The organism is Flavobacterium phragmitis, assembly GCF_900112575.1.
Classification (GTDB): Bacteria; Bacteroidota; Bacteroidia; order Flavobacteriales; family Flavobacteriaceae; genus Flavobacterium; species Flavobacterium phragmitis.
Genome location: NZ_FOMH01000007.1, coordinates 197980 through 215568 on the forward strand (window position 1 = coordinate 197980; position 17589 = coordinate 215568).

Genomic DNA, 17589 nt, shown 5'->3' on the forward strand with positions numbered 1-17589 from the left:
AGACCACTGGTCGCAGATGTTAGAAGAGGTCTTTGAATTACTGTTGTATGTAGCAATGACAATTTATTACATTATTCATGCTTGTCATGAACTTAATGTGATGTATGTAGGATTAGTAATTTTTTACTTAAGAGATGTTTATCGTCAAGTAAAAAAACTTATTAAAGGTTGCCAAATTGAAAATGTAGATAATAACAAGAGAAAAAAAGAAGAAAAGGAGGTCAATATGGAAATAGAAACAAGAATAACAGTGACAATAGAAGAAAATACAACAGTAAAAGAACCTAATATATCTGTTAGACATCAATTATAAAAGCCCAATAATTTATTGGGCTTTATTTTTTTATATATCTTGCAAATGTAAGTGAGCTCTAAACTATTAAAATGCCGCGTAAAAATGATCTATTCTCTATAATAGATATTATATAATATAGCTATTTTATTATGTCTACTTCTTTTAAATGATTTTTTTCATTTTCATTATAATAACCCCATCTTCCATTGTTTTTAGAAAAGCAATTGCTATTAATTTTAGTAAGATAAATTTGTTCAAAATGATTTATTAAGTCATCAATTCTGTTAAATTCATCCAAAGAATTGTCTAGTAAAAATAATCCTCCTAGCAGTTTATAATGTTTTAATTCTTCTTTAGATTCTAAAATAAGTATTCCAAAAACAAATTCATTAATCCTCGGGCATTTTTGAATAGATATACTGTTGATATTGCACATTTCAGTAATTAGATCCTCAATAGTAATTTCATTTTCTTCATAGAGCCCGGCTAGAAAAGGCAATGTTAGTCCGTTATTGATATATCCCTTTTTTAAGAAAAAGCTTAAAGTTTTATACCATTTACTACTTGTCATGTTCTTCAGTCTTCAATAGTTCTTCTAACGAAATTTCTAGTGCTTTGCTAATTCTATATAAAGTGTATATAGTAGGATTAGTTCTTCCTGATTCAATTCTTGAAATATTGGTAGTGTCAATATTTCCTTCGATTTTACCCACTAAGTCAACTTGAGACAAGCCTTTGCTCAATCTTAAGTTTTGGATTCTCTTACCAACATTTTTAAGTAAATCTGATTTTTCCACACTTGACATATTTGACAAGTCAAATCAAGTGGTTATATTTGTTTTAGTTAATGTCATATATGACAAGTGCAAATTATAGATGTTTTAATTTAAATTTAAAGAATGAAAAAGAAAATTGATTTTTTAAGCAAGTGCGTTTTTATTAGAAAGATCGACGTGGATATTGATACTGAATTTAAGACTTCAGGGTTTAATAATCTATTTAGAAAGGTAGTAGAAAATGCAAACCCTAATCATAAATATGAAGTTTTACGTTTTGCTTTTGATTCTGATAAAAATGTATTAAAATTTGGTAGAATAATTACAGAGGATCTTATAAGATCATCGTATCAATTTCATAGTGTTTTTGAGAAGGTTGATTTTTTAAATAATGAAATTTGTTTTCAAACTAATCTTTACAAATACAGAACTACTAATTTCAATTCAGAACATTTTTTAGATTTAACAATAGTAAAGGAGAATCTACAGACGAAAAAAATCAACAACATAAAATTTAATATGTTGATTCTATAATGAGTAAGTTGTGTCACTTAAAACAACTTTCTGAATTAGCTCCGATACTATCTATAGCGAAAATCCAATTGTGGCTTGAGATTCATAAGGAAGAATTCTATAATGCTATAGATGATAGTGAATGCAGAAAATGGAGTAAATGGCTTAATGCTAATGAAAAACCATTTCCATGTGTCTGTAGCGAGAGAGTGCAAAATTGCATATTTATTGAAGCTTATTACAAGTTGAGTAATGCTTTAGATCTTTATAGAAAGCAAGAATGCTTTACTGATCTAGTGGCTAAGTATCAATCAATAAAGAATAGTAAAGAGGAATTTAAAGCATTTGCTTCCGATCTTGATGTACTAGGATTTAATTTATCTTTTAATCCTAAAATAGTAATAAGTCCAAATTCTGAGCCTTATGAGAAGATAGTATTTCAACTCAATGTAATAGAGTTTAGAGTTGTTATTGAATTTCAAGAACTTTTATTAAACCACATTAACCTTTAATTAATTAAAACAGAATCTATGAAGAAAATAATTACTCTTTCAATCTTAAGCTTGTTGCTAGTTTCTTGTGCTACGACAAAACAATACAAAAAATTTACAGCGAAAGATGAAGTACCACAAGACAAAGCAAGAATATATCTAATTCGAACAGGCAATTTTGGAGGCTTTGTAAAGTTTGATGTTTATCAAAACTCTAAAGAAAATCAAATAGGTGCAGTAGGCCCAAAAAGCTATTTATGCTTTGATGCTCCAATTGGAGAAAATAAAATTATTGTAAGAGCTGAATCTGAAAAAATCTACACTATAAATGCTGTTGCTGGAAAAACTTATTATTTGAGATTAGTTCCTAAAATGGGCGTAAATAAAGCAAGAGTAAATTTTGAGTTGCTAAGCAACGAAGACGGTATAAAGGAAACTAGTAAATTAAAGTCTCCAAAAATGTATTACACGGAATAATTAAATTAGTTTTAAAGAGTTTATAAATAAGATTCTTTATAAAATTAAACATTAAGCTGAACCTTTTTTGAACTAATGTATACTAACCAAAAAATATAGTTTTTTTATTGTTTAGTTATACTAATCTTTAATCGCTAGTGTCATAGGTAAATTGAAGTAAGAAGGCAGTTTAACTAGTTAAAAAGGTATACAAATAGGCACACATAAATTTATAAACTTTGTGAGGTATTGATATTGTTGCCATGGGACTTAAAGACTCGAGCCCAGGTGGGACCACTTCTTTAGAAAATATAAAGCCTTTACAGAAATGTAGAGGCTTTTTTGTTTTACGTAAACCCTTGTACACTACAGGCAATAGATTGTGACTGTTCGATTCCAAAAATTGAACGGAATATACAAAGAAATTAAGAGGTTAATGCTTTTCTGGTTTCAGAAAATTGGACTGTTTTAAGATTTTGGAGTAAAGAAATTCAAAAAGAATTGAAAGTTTGTGTGGTTAGAATTGAAAGTGCGATAATGTTTAAGGTGTTTAAAGAGGATAGTCAAATCCAAATTTTGTATAATTTCGTAATTGTTGAATAGGGGATTTTACTCAAATTTGTATTCTAATTTTTTGAAAATCAGGAAATTCTTATAACGTTGTAAATTTTATCAAGAGTTGTGAAAATGAGGTTTTTATGCACTACAACGTTTTCTGAAAAGGGATTGCAGGATATTCAGGAAAAACTGTTAAAATTTCTTGGATGTTTTTTGTTTTAAAAGTTGGTTTTGTTTAAAAAACTTATACTTTTGTCCAAGATTTTGCAGGTATAATAGTATTTGTGCGAAATTTCTATTGAAATAAATTTGTTAAATAATTATAAGCCTGTTGTTTTTAACAGTTTGAATTTATGAAAAATCTAAAAGCCCCATTTTTAGCATTTGCATTAATACTATTCAATATATCAATTGTGTCTGCTGGAGCTGCCTCACCTCCTCCTCCTACCAAGGAAGGAATTACAGCTCGTACTGCGAATGCCGACGATGATGGAGAAGGTCCTCTTGATGATGATGGTGGTTTGCCAGGGCAGCCTATTTTGCCAATCGATCAAAATATAATGATATTGTTAATTGGCGGTTTAGCTTTAGGAGCTACCGTGATTTATAGAAACCAAACAAAAAAAGCTTCAAAGTAATTTGAAGCTTTTTTTTATGGAAATAAGAGGCTTATTTGTTGATTGAATATAGTCTTGAAATGTATTTTCCAACTACATCAAATTCAAGGTTGATTTTTGTTCCAACTTTAAAATTTTTAAAATTAGTGTGTTCAAAAGTGTAAGGAATAATTGAAACACTAAATTCATTTGTTTTGGAATTGACAACAGTTAAACTTACTCCATTTACAGTAATTGATCCTTTTTCAATAGTAATGTTGTTTAGGTTTTTGTCGTATTCAAAAGTGTAATTCCAGCTTCCGTTTGCTTCTTCGATTTTAATGCAGGTTCCGGTTTGGTCTACGTGACCTTGTACGATATGTCCGTCCAGACGATCACCAAGTTTCATTCCTCTTTCTAAATTAACGATGTCGCCAACATTCCAATCGCTAATGTTGGTTTTTAAAATTGTTTCGTCAATTGCGGTTACGGTATAAAGAGAATCTTTAATCGCTACAACTGTAAGGCAGATTCCGTTGTGCGAAACGCTTTGGTCTATTTTTAATTCGTGTGTTATGGATGAGTCAACTGTTATGTGAAGATTGTTTTGGTCTTTTTGAATTTCGTGAATCCTGCCAAGTGTTTCTATAATTCCTGTGAACATTGTGGTTTTATTTTACTAAATTTGCACATCAAAATTAGTAATAAATAAACTGAGCTCATGAATAAAAAAGCAGAAAATATAATTGTTGGGATTTCAGTAGGAGATTTAAACGGTATTGGAAGCGAAGTTATATTGAAAACATTCGAAGATTCTCGCATGTTGGAATTATGTACGCCGGTTATTTTTGCAAATGCTAAAATTCTTTCCTTTGTTAGAAAAAGTTTTACATCTACTGTTCAGTTTCATGGAGTGGATAAGCTGGAGCAGATTATTCCAGGAAAAGTAAATGTCCTGAATCTTTGGAGAGAAGGGGTTGATATTAATTTAGGAACCAATGACCCGAAGATTGGCGAATATGCTATCAAGTCATTTGTTGCGGCAACAAAAGCATTGAAAGATGGTGAGGTTGATGTTTTAGTAACAGCGCCAATTAATAAGTACAATATTCAATCTGAAGAATTTAAATTTCCAGGACATACGGATTATTTGGATCGGGAATTAGAAGGTAATGCTTTGATGATGATGGTTCAGGATAATTTAAGAGTGGGATTGATTACAGATCATGTGCCTATAAATGATGTAGCTTCGCATTTGACTGAAGAATTAATTACGAAGAAAATTGAAACTATTAGAAAATCTTTAGTTCAGGATTTTAGTATAGTGAAGCCGAAAATTGCAGTTTTAGGATTAAATCCGCATGCTGGTGATGGTGGTGTGATTGGAAAGGAAGATGATTTGATTTTGAAACCTGTTTTGAAGAAAATATTTGATTCCGGAACAATGGTTTTTGGTCCGTTTCCGGCGGATGGTTTTTTTGGAAGCGGTCAGTATGAAAAATACGATGCGATTGTTGCCATGTATCACGATCAAGGATTAATTCCGTTTAAAACATTGTCTTTTGGAAAGGGAGTAAATTATACAGCAGGATTAAGTAAGGTGAGAACTTCTCCGGATCACGGTACAGCTTATGATATCGCTGGAAAAGATATGGCAGATTACAATTCGTTTAAAGAGGCAGTCTATCTTGCAATCGATATTTTTCGCTCGCGTAATCAGTATGAGGAGATTAGCCAAAAACCTCTTAAAATAAAAGAAAAACAGTTATAAACAAAAAAAGGTGAATAAGATTATTAGATTTATAATAATTTTATATCTTTGCACCCCAATTCAGGTATCTAGGTTCAGAACTGAATTGTTCAAATTGATGTTGAAATGAGCAAAACAAAAGAATTTTTAATTCCTTTCGTAGGGTTAAAACTAGGAAAACACCATTTTGAGTATCAGATAAATAACGAGTTCTTTAAGAATTTTGAGTACGATGAGTTTCAAAGTTCGGATATTAAAGTCAATTTACTTTTCGAAAAGAAAAGTACTATGTTAGAATTAGAATTCAAACACAAAGGAACAGTAAATGTGCCTTGTGATCTAACAGGCGAGGATTTTGATTTACCTATAAAAGGGAAAATGAAGTTGATAGTTCGCTTTGGAGAGGAATTTAATGATGATAATGAAGAGTTGTTGATTTTGCCGCATGGTGAACATGAGATAGATGTTGCGCAGTATATTTATGAAATGATCGCGCTTTCAGTACCTCAAAAAAGAATTCATCCAGGTGTTAAAGATGGAAGTCTTCAGACGGAAGCTTTAACAAAATTGAATGAGTTAAGTGTGAAAGAACAAAAGGAAGAGAGTAACAAAGAAGAAGATATTGACCCGCGTTGGGAAAAATTAAAGAAACTATTAACGGATAAATAATATAGTAAAATGGCACATCCTAAGAGAAAAACCTCGAAAACAAGAAGAGATAAGAGAAGAACACATTACAAAGCTACTGTAGCTCAAATTGCTACATGTCCTATTACAGGTGAGGCGCATTTATACCACAGAGCTTACTGGCACGAAGGTAAAATGTACTACAGAGGGCAAGTTGTTATCGATAAATCTGAAGCGGTTGCTTAATACGTTTTTGTAAATTATACTAGAACTCTCACATAGTGAGAGTTTTTTTTGTTGGTTATAATTTTCGTTTTTTAGGAAAATATAGACAAATTCGTTACGTTTTTTTTTGTAATTTTCAAGCCTTTTAAAAATTTTTCAAATTAATGATAATTTGAAAGGAAAATAATAGAATATAATGAATACAATCACAGCCGCAATTACCGCTGTTGGAGCTTATGTTCCTGACTTTGTACTTACGAACAAAGTGTTAGAAACAATGGTTGATACCAATGACGAGTGGATTACTACTCGAACAGGAATTAAAGAAAGAAGAATTCTTAAAGATGCTGATAAAGGAACATCTTACCTTGCGATAAAAGCAGCGCAAGATTTAATTGCAAAAGCAAATATTGATCCTTTAGACATTGATATGATTATCATGGCAACGGCAACGCCAGATATGATGGTGGCTTCTACAGGAGTATTTGTTGCTACAGAAATTGGAGCTACAAATGCATTTGCGTACGATTTACAAGCGGCATGTTCCAGTTTCTTATATGGAATGTCAACTGCAGCGGCTTATGTACAGTCTGGACGTTATAAAAAAGTTCTTTTAATTGGTGCCGATAAAATGTCGTCAATTGTAGATTATACAGACAGAGCAACTTGTATTATTTTTGGAGATGGAGCAGGTGCTGTTCTTTTTGAACCAAATTATGAAGGCTTAGGTTTGCAGGACGAATATTTAAGAAGTGATGGTGTAGGACGCGATTTTCTTAAAATTCCTGCAGGAGGTTCTTTGATTCCGCCTAGCGAAGAAACTGTAAAAAATAGACAGCACAATATTATGCAGGACGGGAAAACCGTTTTCAAATATGCTGTTACAAATATGGCTGATGCGAGCGAATTGATTTTACAAAGAAACAATTTGACAAATCAAGACGTTGACTTTTTGGTACCGCATCAAGCAAACAAACGTATTATTGATGCTACTGCTGGCAGATTAGAATTGGACGATTCTAAAGTCTTAGTAAACATCGAAAGATATGGCAATACTACTTCTGGTACTTTGCCATTGGTGTTAGCTGATTTTGAGCATAAACTTAAAAAAGGAGATAATGTTATTTTTGCCGCTTTTGGTGGTGGATTCACTTGGGGATCTATCTATTTAAAATGGGCTTACGATAAGAATTAAATTAAAACTAAAAACGAATCATTATGGATTTAAAAGAAATTCAAAACCTAATCAAATTTGTTGCAAATTCGGGCGTTGCAGAAGTTAAGTTAGAAATGGATGATGTGAAAATCACGATCAGAACAACTTTAGAAACAAATGTAACTGAGGCAACTTATGTACAGCAATTACCTGCTCAGGCAGCTTTACCTCAAGCACAAGTGCCACAAGTTACAGCTCCAACAGTTGTAAATGTAACTCCAGAAGCACCAGCTGCTAACGATTCTAAATATATCACTATAAAATCTCCAATCATTGGAACATTTTATAGAAAACCATCTCCAGACAAACCAGTTTTCACAGAAGTGGGAAGCACTGTATCTAAAGGTGATGTTCTTTGCGTAATTGAAGCAATGAAATTATTCAACGAAATCGAATCTGAAGTTTCTGGTAAAATTGTGAAAATTTTGGTTGACGATATGTCTCCAGTTGAATTTGATCAACCTTTATTCTTAGTAGATCCATCATAAATAAATTTAGATTTTAGATTTTAGATTTTAGATTGATCTGGAAAAATTAATACCACGAGCATCTAAAATTATCTAATTCTCAAATTGTCTAATTATCTAATTAAAATAAGATGTTTAAAAAAATATTAATTGCGAATAGAGGAGAAATTGCACTACGTGTAATTCGTACATGTAAGGAAATGGGAATCAAAACTGTTGCAGTTTACTCTACAGCCGACGCAGAAAGTTTACATGTTAAATTTGCTGACGAAGCGGTTTGTATTGGTCCTCCTCCGAGTAACTTATCGTATTTGAAAATGTCAAATATTATTGCAGCTGCAGAAATTACAAATGCAGATGCAATTCATCCAGGTTATGGATTTCTTTCTGAGAATGCTAAATTCTCTAAAATTTGTCAAGAGCACGGAATCAAATTTATTGGTGCGGCTCCTGAAATGATCGACCGTATGGGAGATAAAGCTTCTGCTAAAGCGACAATGAAAGCGGCAGGAGTTCCTTGTGTACCAGGTTCAGACGGATTGTTGGAATCTTATGAACATGCACAAAAAGTAGCTAAAGAAATTGGATATCCAGTTATGATGAAAGCTACTGCTGGTGGCGGTGGAAAAGGTATGCGTGCCATTTGGAAAGAAGAAGAGCTTTTAAAAGCTTGGGAAAGTGCACGTCAAGAAGCTGCTGCCGCATTTGGAAATGACGGAATGTACATGGAGAAACTTATTGAAGAACCACGTCATATCGAAATTCAAGTTGTTGGTGATGCTTACGGTAAAGCTTGCCACCTTTCTGAAAGAGATTGTTCTGTTCAACGTCGTCACCAAAAATTAACGGAAGAAACTCCTTCTCCGTTTATGACAGACGAACTTCGTGCTAAAATGGGTGAGGCTGCTGTTAAAGCTGCTGAGTTCATTAAATATGAAGGAGCTGGAACTGTAGAGTTTTTGGTTGACAAACACAGAAACTTCTACTTTATGGAAATGAACACTCGTATCCAAGTAGAGCACCCAATCACTGAACAAGTGATTGATTATGATTTAATTCGTGAGCAAATTATGGTTGCTGCCGGAATTCCAATTTCTGGTAAAAACTATATGCCGGAATTACACGCTATAGAATGTCGTATTAATGCTGAAGATCCTTATAATGATTTTCGTCCTTCTCCAGGAAAAATTACTACGCTTCATATGCCAGGAGGACACGGAGTTCGTTTAGATACTCACGTTTACTCAGGATATAGCATTCCACCAAACTACGATTCTATGATTGCTAAGTTAATTACAACGGCACAATCTCGTGAAGAAGCAATTAGTAAAATGCGAAGAGCTTTGGATGAGTTCGTAATCGAAGGTGTGAAAACTACAATCCCTTTCCACAGACAATTAATGGATGATCCAAAATATATTGCAGGAGATTATACAACTGCATTTATGGATACATTTAAAATGAATAATCCGGAATAATTTTAAAAGGCTGTCAATTTTTTGATAGCCTTTTTTTCTTTATATAAGTTTTGAATACGTTCTTTTGATTCAACTTGAAACCTCAAACCTCAAACTTTAGACTAGAAATTTTTCTAAGGTTACACTTTAAGTGTTTACTTATTACACACCTTTTTTCTCTTTTACACACCTTTTTGCTTTTTGCCTTTTTTTGGTATATTACATAAACCCCTTTAAAAACAAGCTCTTGCAAGGTTTGGCACAGTTCTTTTTCATTACGGCATAATAATTTCATTATCTAAAGCGTAAACAACTATTAATTTAAATATATACGTTATGAAAAATTTATTTTTATCAGCCGCAATTGTTTTAGGAGGTTTAACTTCATTCGCTTCAACTACTCAAGTTACCAATACAATCGTAAAAACGATTTCTGTTGAAGACGAATATACTGAAATCAAATTAGAAGAATTACCAGCAGCAATTTCTGAAGCTTTGAAAAAAGCATATCCAGATGCAGTAATTACAAAAGCATATAAAAACGAAAAATCAGAGTATAAACTTGATGTTACTGTTGGTGACAAAGTTGGAAACCTTTTTGCTAATGCAGACGGAACTTGGATTAAAAAATAATCTAATTCGTAGATTTTGTGAAAATCCAGATCAAGAATACTAAGATCAAATTAACAATATTAAAATATAATTATCATGAAAAATTTATTTCTATCAGCCGCAATCGTTTTGGGAGGTTTAACATCATTTGCTTCAACTTCGCCAATTTCAAATACTATCGTAAAAGCAATCTCTATTCAAGATGATTATACAGAAATTAAAGTAGTGGAAGTTCCAACGGCAATTACAGATGCGCTTAAAAAAGCATACCCTGATGCTGTCTTAACAAAAGCATTCAAAAACACAAAAAATGAATACAAGCTTGAAGTAACTGTTGGAGACAAAACAGGAAATCTTTTTGCCAACGCAGACGGAACTTGGATTAAACAATAATTAAATCTAACCCTAAAAAACTATTACTATGAAAAAGTTGATTCTATCGGCAGCAATTGTCTTAGGCAGTTTGTCGATGCACGCAGAAACCGCTGTAGTTGCCAATCCAATGGTGCAAACAGTTAATGATCAGGATGGATATAAAGAAGTAGACGGAGTTCCAGCAGCTGTTAAGAAAGGCTTAGACGACGCTTATCCTGGTGTAGTGCTTGAAAAAGCATGGGTGAATGATAAAAAGGAGTACAAGATTGAGATAACCGTTCGAGGCGAAAAATCAATCGTTTATACAGATGCTTCTGGTAACATTCTTAAAAAATAATTTAAACCAATATATTATGAAAAAGTTAGTTTTATCAGCAGCGATTGTGTTAGGAAGTTTATCGGTAAATGCCGCAGTTCTTCCAGCGATCTCGATTGCTCAATCAGTACTAATTCAAGATGAATATACTGAAGTAGCTGCAGACGCCGTTCCGGCAGCAGTGAAGTCAACAATTGAAAAATCTTTCCCGAATACTAAGCTTGAAAAAGCTTATAAAAACGCGAAAAACGAGTACAAACTTGAAATTTCAAGTGGAGACAAGAAGTACACTATTTTTACAGATGCTTCTGGTAACATCATCAAAAAATAATTAAAAATCAGCATCATGAAAAAATTAATCTTATCAGCAGTAATTCTTTTAGGAGCAATGTCAGTCCAAGCACATACATTGACTGTTTCTGAAGATTCTAAAACGACTGTAATTATTCAATCAGAATACACAGAAGTTGCTGTAGATGCTGTGCCTGCAGCTGTAAAAACAGCTTTGCAGACAGCTTATCCAGGAGCAAAACTGGTTAAAGCATTTGTAAACGAAAAAAAAGAGTACAAACTAGAAATATCAGTTGGAGACCAAAAGGCTACTGTTTACTCAGATGTCAATGGTAACTGGTTGAAGATATAATTAGGTGAATTTAGATTTATGTTTTTGGTGAAAAAGAGATTGCATCGTGCAATCTCTTTTTTTTTTGCATAATTTTGTGAAAATCCAATTTTAATAGTCTTATTTTAGCAAAAAACTCCCTAAAAGCAAATGCCCAAGATATTATTGATAGAAGATGACATTGCGTTTTGTAAATTATTAGAAAAATTTCTAATTAAAAAAACGTTTGATGTAACGATTGCTTTCTCTGCTGCGGAAGCACGTACTGCGGTTAAAAACGAATCTTTTGATTTGATTTTGACTGACCTTCGTCTGCCTGATTCTGACGGTATTGGGTTGATGTCTGAATTTAAAAACGAATACCCGCATATTCCAGTCATTTTAATGACAGGTTACTCTGATGTTAATACTGCAGTTAAAGCCATAAAAAATGGTGCAGCCGACTATATTTCGAAACCATTTAATCCAGATGAGGTTTTGCTTGTGATTACGAATGCATTGCAAACTCCAAAAGAAGAAGAGGAAGAAGAAACAGAAACTCCCGTAAAAAAGAAAAAAACGGTTAAAAAAACTACTTCTGCCGAAAATGAATTTGTAAGAGGAATTTCGGTTGCTTCCAAAAAACTTTGGGATCATATTCAATTGGTAAGTCCAACAGATATGTCGGTTTTAATCATTGGCGAAAGCGGAACAGGAAAAGAAATTATAGCGAAAAGCATCCATCAGCAGAGCCAGAGAAAAAACAACAATTTTATTGCAGTTGATTGTGGTGCTATTCCGAAGGAATTAGCGGCAAGTGAATTTTTTGGTCATTTAAAAGGATCTTTCACCGGAGCAATCAGCGATAAGATGGGATATTTTGAAGCGGCCAATGGCGGCACTTTATTTTTGGATGAAATTGGAAACCTTTCATACGAAAACCAAATTCAATTATTAAGAGCGCTTCAGGAAAGAAAAATAAAACCAGTTGGAAGTAATAAAGAAATAAACGTTGATATACGCATTATTACGGCAACGAATGAAGATTTACGTGAGGCAGTAAAAAACGGCGATTTTAGAGAAGATTTATACCATAGAATCAATGAATTTTCGATTCAGTCTCCATCTCTAAAAGACCGAGACGAAGATTTGATGGTTTTTGCCGATTATTTCCTTGAAAAAGCAAACGAACAATTGAATAAAGATATCATCGGATTTTCTCCAGAAGTGGTTTCAATTTTTCAGAATTATAGCTGGCCGGGAAATTTACGTGAATTACAAAACTGTGTGAAACGTTCGACTTTATTATCTAGAGGAGATTTTATAGAAAGCGATGTGCTTCCTGCAGAATTTTTTCAAATTCAAAAACAGTCAACAACAGGCGGTAGCTTTTCATTGTCTGAAAATGAAAAAGAAGCTATTATTCATGCTTTATCAAAAGCGCAGAATAATAAGTCTGAAGCGGCAAAATTGCTTAAAATTACCAGAAAAACACTTTATAATAAGTTGAAACAATATAATATAGAATTAGAATAAAGAGGCTGTCTCAAAAGTCGAGACAACCTCTTTTTTATTTGGGTACCTATCGGAGAAATTTTCCATTTACGCGATTCTCAACAGCTTGATTTTACTTTTGAGACAGCCTCCTTTCTTTTATATTTCTTGTCTCAATTTGTCAAACAGAATAGTAACTTTTTGCTCTAAATCAGAATAAATACTTTCAACATCAAGAGTATTCAAATCTTCATTTTCTAAAGTTTTTAAGATGGTACCAATTTCTTTTGCCTGAATCTGTCTGAACATAGGAGCAATTCGATGTGAAATTGATTTTATTTCATCGTGGTTGTTTTCTTCCACAGCTGTTTTCAAAAGATTTAGATTATCAGCAGTATTTTCTATAAAAGATTTTAAAACTTCTTTTAGAGCAGAATCGTCCTGACCAAGAAAGTCCTTCAGAGTTTCTAAAGAATACATTAACGAGGTATTATTCTCCTCATTTTCTATTGTTTCTGAAACAGGGATTTCTTCATGAGCTAAAATATGTTGAATCGTTTCCAATAAAATTTTTGGAGAATATGGTTTTTTTACAACCGTAGTAAAGCCAGCATCTTTATAAACCGAAAGATCTAAATCTGTTCGTCCTGTAAGTGCAATAACAGGTTGATTTTTAAAAATTGATTCCGGAAGTTCTTTCAGTTTTTCCAAAAACATAAAACCATCGATTTCCGGCATTTGAATATCTGAAATGACAAAATCGAATGGAGTATTCTGAATCGTTTCTAAAGCCTTAAGAGGATTAGTAAACGAATAAACCTGATGCTGTTCTTGTCTTAAAACACCACTTGTTAAATTCAAAAGATTGATATCGTCATCGACTACGATAAAAGTTTGTTTTTTGGTGTTTTTTATAGTTTTGCTTTTTACTTTGTTTAAACTATTTGGCTGACTTTCATCAAATAATAAAGGCAATTGAATAGTAAAAGTGCTTCCTTTGCCGAAAATACTATCCAAGCTTAAAGTACCGCCCAAAATAGAAATAATCTTCTGGCAGATGGATAATCCTAAACCTGTACCGCCGTATTTTTTTTCGATGTTTTCATTAGCCTGCGCGAACTCTTCAAAAACCAATTTCTGATTTTCTTTTTCAATTCCAATTCCTGTGTCTTGAATTGAAATAGTAAAAGTGTCTTCTTCATTCGCGTAAGCGGCTACCCTAATATGACCTTCTTCTGTAAATTTATAAGCATTTCCGATAATGTTGGACAAAATCTGTTTTAATCTAAATGGATCTCCAACAATACGTTTCTGAAATTTCTCGTCAACATTAATAATAAGGTCGATATTTTTTTGCTTATAAACGCTCTGAATATTTACAGCAACATCTTCGATAATTTCAGGAAGTAAAAACGGAACTTTTTCAATCGTAATTTTTCCCGCTTCAATCTTCGAAAAATCCAATAAATCCTGAACCAGCTGTGTAATATACTCAGATGAATTTTTGATGTTTTTGATAAAATAAGACTGCTTGGTATTCACATCTGAATTGCCTAAAAGTTCAGAATAACCAACAATAGTGCTCAAAGGCGTTTTCAAATCATGGCTTACAGTCGAAATTAACTGTTCACGACTTTTAAGCAGATTTTTGGTTTTAAAGTTGGCTATTTCCAACTGTTTTTTATAAACCTGAGATTTAGAATAATCGCTTACAATTAAAATAGAGAAAAATACAGTCAGCAATAAACCAATAACAGCAGAAGCGGTTACAATTTCATTGACTCTTTTTAATGATTTTTCTTTTAATGAATTGTTTTTAATGGAATTGATAATGATTTCACGTTCTATAATTCGAAGTACTTTTCGCAACTGATCAGAAATTGCCATTTCATTCTGAAGCAGTTTGTTTTCTTCAAAATTCAAAGATTCTTTTTTCTTTTCGGCTTTTAATTTTACAGTACTTAAAAGTTTTTTAGAATTCGCCAAAATAGAATCAGAAGCTTTTTTGCTCAGCGTATTGGTGCTGTCATCGGGAATATTCGAATTTAAATAATCAACATATCGCTGTAAAACACTTCGCTGGTAACTTCCCAGCTGATTTGGGTTTTTGGTAAAATCCTGAAGTTCGAGTTTTCTCAGGTTGAACTCCATTTTCGTGATTTCGTCAATAGCATTATTAACCGATGTTTCGTCATCGGCTTTATTCTTGATTTCTTTTAACTGCTTGATGTTTTTTGTCTTTTCAGATAAAAGATAAGTTACACTATCCAAAAGCGTTTTCTGGTATTCTGTAGTAACAATTTGTTTGAGAGTATCAAGACGAAGGCGAAGCGAATCGGTTTCGATTAAGTAATTTTTAAAATCTTTTTCGGAATTACTTTGAATGGTTTGTCTCGCTAAACTTTCGGTTTTGTAAACATTTGAGAAAAGTTTACTGACTTTTAGAATTTTGGTTTTTTCAAAAGCAATTTTATCTTCCAGTTTGTTATAAACGACATTTTCCGAATACAAAAACCATCCAACGGTTACCACCAAAGCCAATAATGCAACATAGCTGAACAAAACTTTAAGTGCGGTGTAACTTTTTTTGGTCTCCATATTTTACTGAAAGGTTTTTGGGGAAATTTGGTTCCGAAATCTCGGGATTATAATGTCCTGCAATTTATCTAAAAAAATCTGTTTTAAGAACAGTGAAACTACTGATAATGTTATATAATTGTAAGGTGTATAAAATAAAACAGCCGTAGATTATGTAAAACCTACGGCTGTTATTTATAATTTTTTAACGATTACAAAGTCTCGCTTAACCATTTGAAAAACTCACCTTGCCAAACCTGAGCATTTTGAGGTTTTAAAACCCAGTGATTTTCTTCTGGGAAATATACAAATCGGCTTTTGATTCCTCTTAACTGCGCAGCCTGAAAAGCTTCTTGTCCTTGTCCGATTGGCACACGGAAATCTTTTCCGCCTTGGAAAATCAAAATAGGACGGTTCCAGTTTTGAACTAAAGTTGCAGGGTTGAAAGTAGTGTAGGCTTTTTGAGCAACAGCATTATCTTTTTCCCAATATGCGCCTCCAAAATCCCAGTTGTTAAAGAAAACTTCTTCAGTTGTTCCTAACATCGAAACGGTATTGAACACTCCATCATGAGCAATAAAAGTTTTGAAACGGTTTTTATGAATTCCAGCTAAATAAAATACAGAATATCCACCGTAACTTGCACCAACACATCCTAAACGGCTTTTGTCAACGTAGCTTTCTTTGGCAACGTCATCAATTGCAGAAAGGTAATCATCCATCACTTGTCCACCCCAATCTTTACTGATTTGTTCATTCCATTCTACACCATGACCAGGCATTCCGCGGCGATTTGGAGCAACCACTACATAACCTTTAGCAGCCATTAAAGAGAAATTCCAACGGAAAGAATACGATTGTGTCAACGCACTTTGTGGCCCACCTTGACAGTATAATAAAGTTGGGTATTTTTTTGAAGCATCAAAATTTGGAGGTAAGATTACCCAAACCAACATTTTTTTACCGTCAGTTGTAGTAACATAACGTCTTTCAGTTTTGCTTAATGTTAGAGATTTGTATGTTTCAGTATTTACATTTGAAAGTTGTTTCCAGGTGTTTTTCTTTAAATTAAAAGAAAAGATTTCGCCAGCATGATTCATATCCGTTCTAGTCACGATGATATCATCTCCGGCAAATCCAACTAAATCATTAACGTCAAAATCTCCTTTTGTTAATTGCTGAACATTGATTGCGATTTTTGTCAAGCCAGGAAAATTAACCGAAAAAATTTGTTTTGTACCATCAATTGGAGCTACAAAAAATACTGTTTTTCCGTCTTTGCTCCAGATAAAATTATCTACAGTTCCGTCCCAGTTTGCTGTTAAGTTTTGTTTCATTCCTTTAAACTCAACAATAATATCATTTTTATCAGACTCATAACCGTCACGTTTCATTTGCAACCAAGTTAAATTTCCTGTTGGAGAAAATTGTGGCGCTGTATCGTAACCTAAATTACCATCTGTTTTATTAACCGTTTTTTGAGTTTCCAGATTGTACTCATAAATATCTGTGTTAGTAGAAATTGCGTAAGCCGTTCCTGCTTTTTTCTTGCAAACGTACAAAATGCTTTTGCTGTCTGGCGACCAGATATAATCTTCATCACCACCGAAAGGTTTTTGTGGAGAATCAAAAGTTTCACCTTTTAAGATGTCGATTCCTTTTGCGCCGTCTTTGTTTTCTTTATAAAAAACATGGTTGAATTTCCCTTCGTTCCAAGTATCCCAATGACGGTAATCTAATCCGTCATAGATTTGCGCATCTGATTTTGTTAGGTTTGGATAAAAATCTTTACCTAAAACTTTATCGATTTTTACTTCTTCGTTATAAACAACATATTTTCCGTCAGGAGAAATATTTTTATCTGATAAGATATCTTTGGTGTCTTTAATTTCAACTGCATTTCCTCCAGTTACAGGAATCGTATACAATTTTGATGACAATTTATTTTCTTCTACAGAAGGTGTAGAAACTTTAAAAACAACATTTTTTGCATCTTTAGAAATGCCAAGAGGTGTTACTCTTCCTAATTTCCATAACAATTCCGGCGACATCACATTCTGTCCGATAGCGTTTAAACTCATCATTATTAAGGTTGTTAATACTACTTTTTTCATAATCAAATTATTCTATTTTTTGTGGCGCTAAAAATACAACATTTAAAATCCAATTAGTTAAATTCTAAATCCC

At 32.8% G+C, this 17589-nt stretch carries 23 protein-coding genes; 17 read left to right on the forward strand and 6 right to left on the reverse strand.

The genetic code is table 11. From position 1 onward, the window contains the following. Positions 1 to 16 precede the first annotated feature (16 nt). On the forward strand, positions 17 to 313 hold the full coding sequence (locus BM289_RS13990) for a hypothetical protein (protein WP_091494554.1): 297 nt from the start codon (positions 17 to 19) through the stop codon (positions 311 to 313). A 121-nt stretch (positions 314 to 434) separates the two neighbouring features. Here BM289_RS13990 and BM289_RS13995 read toward each other — a convergent pair whose 3' ends face one another. Together BM289_RS13995 and BM289_RS14000 are read right to left on the reverse strand one after the other, a co-directional pair. After that, positions 435 to 866, reverse strand: coding sequence for a hypothetical protein (locus BM289_RS13995; RefSeq protein WP_091494556.1), 432 nt, complete (start codon positions 864 to 866; stop codon positions 435 to 437). Next, complete coding sequence (locus BM289_RS14000; protein ID WP_091494917.1) at positions 856 to 1092, reverse strand: helix-turn-helix domain-containing protein; 237 nt, start codon at positions 1090 to 1092, stop codon at positions 856 to 858. The genes BM289_RS13995 and BM289_RS14000 overlap by 11 nt, the downstream gene beginning before the upstream one ends. Before the next feature lie 102 nt (positions 1093 to 1194). Between BM289_RS14000 and BM289_RS14005 the strand changes: the two genes are divergently transcribed. The 4 genes from BM289_RS14005 to BM289_RS14020 all read left to right on the forward strand — a co-directional run bounded on the left by BM289_RS14005 (position 1195) and on the right by BM289_RS14020 (position 3727). Continuing rightward, on the forward strand, positions 1195 to 1605 hold the full coding sequence (locus BM289_RS14005; protein ID WP_091494558.1) for a hypothetical protein: 411 nt from the start codon (positions 1195 to 1197) through the stop codon (positions 1603 to 1605). Then, positions 1605 to 2096, forward strand: a complete 492-nt coding sequence (locus BM289_RS14010; protein WP_091494560.1) for a hypothetical protein — start codon at positions 1605 to 1607, stop codon at positions 2094 to 2096. The genes BM289_RS14005 and BM289_RS14010 overlap by 1 nt, the downstream gene beginning before the upstream one ends. A gap of 18 nt (positions 2097 to 2114) precedes the next feature. Continuing rightward, positions 2115 to 2552 (forward strand): DUF2846 domain-containing protein, encoded by a 438-nt coding sequence (locus BM289_RS14015; protein WP_091494562.1) that lies wholly within the window; start codon positions 2115 to 2117, stop codon positions 2550 to 2552. A gap of 890 nt (positions 2553 to 3442) precedes the next feature. Then, positions 3443 to 3727 (forward strand): hypothetical protein, encoded by a 285-nt coding sequence (locus BM289_RS14020; RefSeq protein ID WP_091494564.1) that lies wholly within the window; start codon positions 3443 to 3445, stop codon positions 3725 to 3727. 31 nt (positions 3728 to 3758) lie between these two features. On the opposite strand, the gene BM289_RS14025 is transcribed toward BM289_RS14020, so the two are convergent. Further along, positions 3759 to 4349 (reverse strand): riboflavin synthase, encoded by a 591-nt coding sequence (locus BM289_RS14025; protein WP_091494567.1) that lies wholly within the window; start codon positions 4347 to 4349, stop codon positions 3759 to 3761. A 57-nt stretch (positions 4350 to 4406) separates the two neighbouring features. Between BM289_RS14025 and pdxA the strand changes: the two genes are divergently transcribed. From pdxA to BM289_RS14090, 12 genes are all read left to right on the forward strand, one after another. Next, positions 4407 to 5456, forward strand: a complete 1050-nt coding sequence (gene pdxA / locus BM289_RS14030) for a 4-hydroxythreonine-4-phosphate dehydrogenase PdxA (protein WP_091494569.1) — start codon at positions 4407 to 4409, stop codon at positions 5454 to 5456. A gap of 105 nt (positions 5457 to 5561) precedes the next feature. Beyond that, entirely contained in the window at positions 5562 to 6104 is a 543-nt protein-coding gene (locus tag BM289_RS14035) for a YceD family protein (RefSeq protein ID WP_091494571.1), read from the forward strand. Positions 6105 to 6113: 9 nt separating this feature from the next. Beyond that, positions 6114 to 6308 carry a 50S ribosomal protein L32 gene (rpmF, locus tag BM289_RS14040; protein WP_008465217.1) on the forward strand — a complete coding sequence of 65 codons (195 nt, stop codon included), beginning with the start codon at positions 6114 to 6116 and terminating at the stop codon, positions 6306 to 6308. Between the two features lie 175 nt (positions 6309 to 6483). Continuing rightward, a complete protein-coding gene (locus BM289_RS14045) occupies positions 6484 to 7482 on the forward strand; it encodes a beta-ketoacyl-ACP synthase III (protein WP_091494573.1) in 999 nt (332 codons plus the stop codon). Positions 7483 to 7505: 23 nt separating this feature from the next. After that, positions 7506 to 7991, forward strand: coding sequence for an acetyl-CoA carboxylase biotin carboxyl carrier protein (gene accB, locus BM289_RS14050; protein ID WP_091494574.1), 486 nt, complete (start codon positions 7506 to 7508; stop codon positions 7989 to 7991). A 110-nt stretch (positions 7992 to 8101) separates the two neighbouring features. Further along, on the forward strand, positions 8102 to 9448 hold the full coding sequence (gene accC / locus BM289_RS14055) for an acetyl-CoA carboxylase biotin carboxylase subunit (RefSeq protein ID WP_091494576.1): 1347 nt from the start codon (positions 8102 to 8104) through the stop codon (positions 9446 to 9448). A gap of 315 nt (positions 9449 to 9763) precedes the next feature. Next, positions 9764 to 10060 carry a hypothetical protein gene (locus BM289_RS14065; protein ID WP_091494580.1) on the forward strand — a complete coding sequence of 99 codons (297 nt, stop codon included), beginning with the start codon at positions 9764 to 9766 and terminating at the stop codon, positions 10058 to 10060. A gap of 75 nt (positions 10061 to 10135) precedes the next feature. After that, positions 10136 to 10432: a hypothetical protein gene (locus BM289_RS14070; RefSeq protein WP_091494582.1), complete on the forward strand. Its 297-nt coding sequence runs from the start codon at positions 10136 to 10138 to the stop codon at positions 10430 to 10432. 28 nt (positions 10433 to 10460) lie between these two features. After that, positions 10461 to 10751 (forward strand): hypothetical protein, encoded by a 291-nt coding sequence (locus tag BM289_RS14075; RefSeq protein ID WP_091494584.1) that lies wholly within the window; start codon positions 10461 to 10463, stop codon positions 10749 to 10751. Positions 10752 to 10767: 16 nt separating this feature from the next. Continuing rightward, a complete protein-coding gene (locus BM289_RS14080; RefSeq protein WP_091494919.1) occupies positions 10768 to 11061 on the forward strand; it encodes a PepSY-like domain-containing protein in 294 nt (97 codons plus the stop codon). A gap of 15 nt (positions 11062 to 11076) precedes the next feature. Beyond that, a complete protein-coding gene (locus tag BM289_RS14085) occupies positions 11077 to 11373 on the forward strand; it encodes a hypothetical protein (RefSeq protein ID WP_091494586.1) in 297 nt (98 codons plus the stop codon). 129 nt (positions 11374 to 11502) lie between these two features. Beyond that, positions 11503 to 12867: a sigma-54-dependent transcriptional regulator gene (locus tag BM289_RS14090; protein WP_091494588.1), complete on the forward strand. Its 1365-nt coding sequence runs from the start codon at positions 11503 to 11505 to the stop codon at positions 12865 to 12867. 117 nt (positions 12868 to 12984) lie between these two features. On the opposite strand, the gene BM289_RS14095 is transcribed toward BM289_RS14090, so the two are convergent. From BM289_RS14095 to BM289_RS14100, 3 genes are all read right to left on the reverse strand, one after another. Continuing rightward, entirely contained in the window at positions 12985 to 15423 is a 2439-nt protein-coding gene (locus BM289_RS14095; protein WP_091494590.1) for a hybrid sensor histidine kinase/response regulator, read from the reverse strand. Positions 15424 to 15426: 3 nt separating this feature from the next. Beyond that, positions 15427 to 15537 carry a DUF1563 domain-containing protein gene (locus BM289_RS25855; RefSeq protein WP_143102086.1) on the reverse strand — a complete coding sequence of 37 codons (111 nt, stop codon included), beginning with the start codon at positions 15535 to 15537 and terminating at the stop codon, positions 15427 to 15429. Between the two features lie 77 nt (positions 15538 to 15614). Continuing rightward, complete coding sequence (locus BM289_RS14100; protein WP_091494592.1) at positions 15615 to 17516, reverse strand: S9 family peptidase; 1902 nt, start codon at positions 17514 to 17516, stop codon at positions 15615 to 15617. Positions 17517 to 17589: the final 73 nt, after the last annotated feature.

What these genes read in the sequence shown, in the direction of transcription:
- BM289_RS14075 (WP_091494584.1), top strand. Translation starts at nt 10,461, where the DNA reads ATGAAAAAGTTGATTCTATCGGCAGCAATTGTCTTAGGCAGTTTGTCG.
- BM289_RS14080 (WP_091494919.1), top strand. Translation starts at nt 10,768, where the DNA reads ATGAAAAAGTTAGTTTTATCAGCAGCGATTGTGTTAGGAAGTTTATCG.
- BM289_RS14090 (WP_091494588.1), top strand. Translation starts at nt 11,503, where the DNA reads ATGCCCAAGATATTATTGATAGAAGATGACATTGCGTTTTGTAAATTA.
- BM289_RS14025 (WP_091494567.1), bottom strand. Translation starts at nt 4,349, where the DNA reads ATGTTCACAGGAATTATAGAAACACTTGGCAGGATTCACGAAATTCAA.
- BM289_RS14035 (WP_091494571.1), top strand. Translation starts at nt 5,562, where the DNA reads ATGAGCAAAACAAAAGAATTTTTAATTCCTTTCGTAGGGTTAAAACTA.
- BM289_RS14015 (WP_091494562.1), top strand. Translation starts at nt 2,115, where the DNA reads ATGAAGAAAATAATTACTCTTTCAATCTTAAGCTTGTTGCTAGTTTCT.
- BM289_RS13990 (WP_091494554.1), top strand. Translation starts at nt 17, where the DNA reads ATGTTAGAAGAGGTCTTTGAATTACTGTTGTATGTAGCAATGACAATT.
- BM289_RS14095 (WP_091494590.1), bottom strand. Translation starts at nt 15,423, where the DNA reads ATGGAGACCAAAAAAAGTTACACCGCACTTAAAGTTTTGTTCAGCTAT.
- BM289_RS14100 (WP_091494592.1), bottom strand. Translation starts at nt 17,516, where the DNA reads ATGAAAAAAGTAGTATTAACAACCTTAATAATGATGAGTTTAAACGCT.
- rpmF (WP_008465217.1), top strand. Translation starts at nt 6,114, where the DNA reads ATGGCACATCCTAAGAGAAAAACCTCGAAAACAAGAAGAGATAAGAGA.
- accC (WP_091494576.1), top strand. Translation starts at nt 8,102, where the DNA reads ATGTTTAAAAAAATATTAATTGCGAATAGAGGAGAAATTGCACTACGT.
- BM289_RS14085 (WP_091494586.1), top strand. Translation starts at nt 11,077, where the DNA reads ATGAAAAAATTAATCTTATCAGCAGTAATTCTTTTAGGAGCAATGTCA.
- pdxA (WP_091494569.1), top strand. Translation starts at nt 4,407, where the DNA reads ATGAATAAAAAAGCAGAAAATATAATTGTTGGGATTTCAGTAGGAGAT.
- BM289_RS14005 (WP_091494558.1), top strand. Translation starts at nt 1,195, where the DNA reads ATGAAAAAGAAAATTGATTTTTTAAGCAAGTGCGTTTTTATTAGAAAG.
- BM289_RS14020 (WP_091494564.1), top strand. Translation starts at nt 3,443, where the DNA reads ATGAAAAATCTAAAAGCCCCATTTTTAGCATTTGCATTAATACTATTC.
- accB (WP_091494574.1), top strand. Translation starts at nt 7,506, where the DNA reads ATGGATTTAAAAGAAATTCAAAACCTAATCAAATTTGTTGCAAATTCG.
- BM289_RS14010 (WP_091494560.1), top strand. Translation starts at nt 1,605, where the DNA reads ATGAGTAAGTTGTGTCACTTAAAACAACTTTCTGAATTAGCTCCGATA.
- BM289_RS14045 (WP_091494573.1), top strand. Translation starts at nt 6,484, where the DNA reads ATGAATACAATCACAGCCGCAATTACCGCTGTTGGAGCTTATGTTCCT.
- BM289_RS14070 (WP_091494582.1), top strand. Translation starts at nt 10,136, where the DNA reads ATGAAAAATTTATTTCTATCAGCCGCAATCGTTTTGGGAGGTTTAACA.
- BM289_RS14065 (WP_091494580.1), top strand. Translation starts at nt 9,764, where the DNA reads ATGAAAAATTTATTTTTATCAGCCGCAATTGTTTTAGGAGGTTTAACT.
- BM289_RS13995 (WP_091494556.1), bottom strand. Translation starts at nt 866, where the DNA reads ATGACAAGTAGTAAATGGTATAAAACTTTAAGCTTTTTCTTAAAAAAG.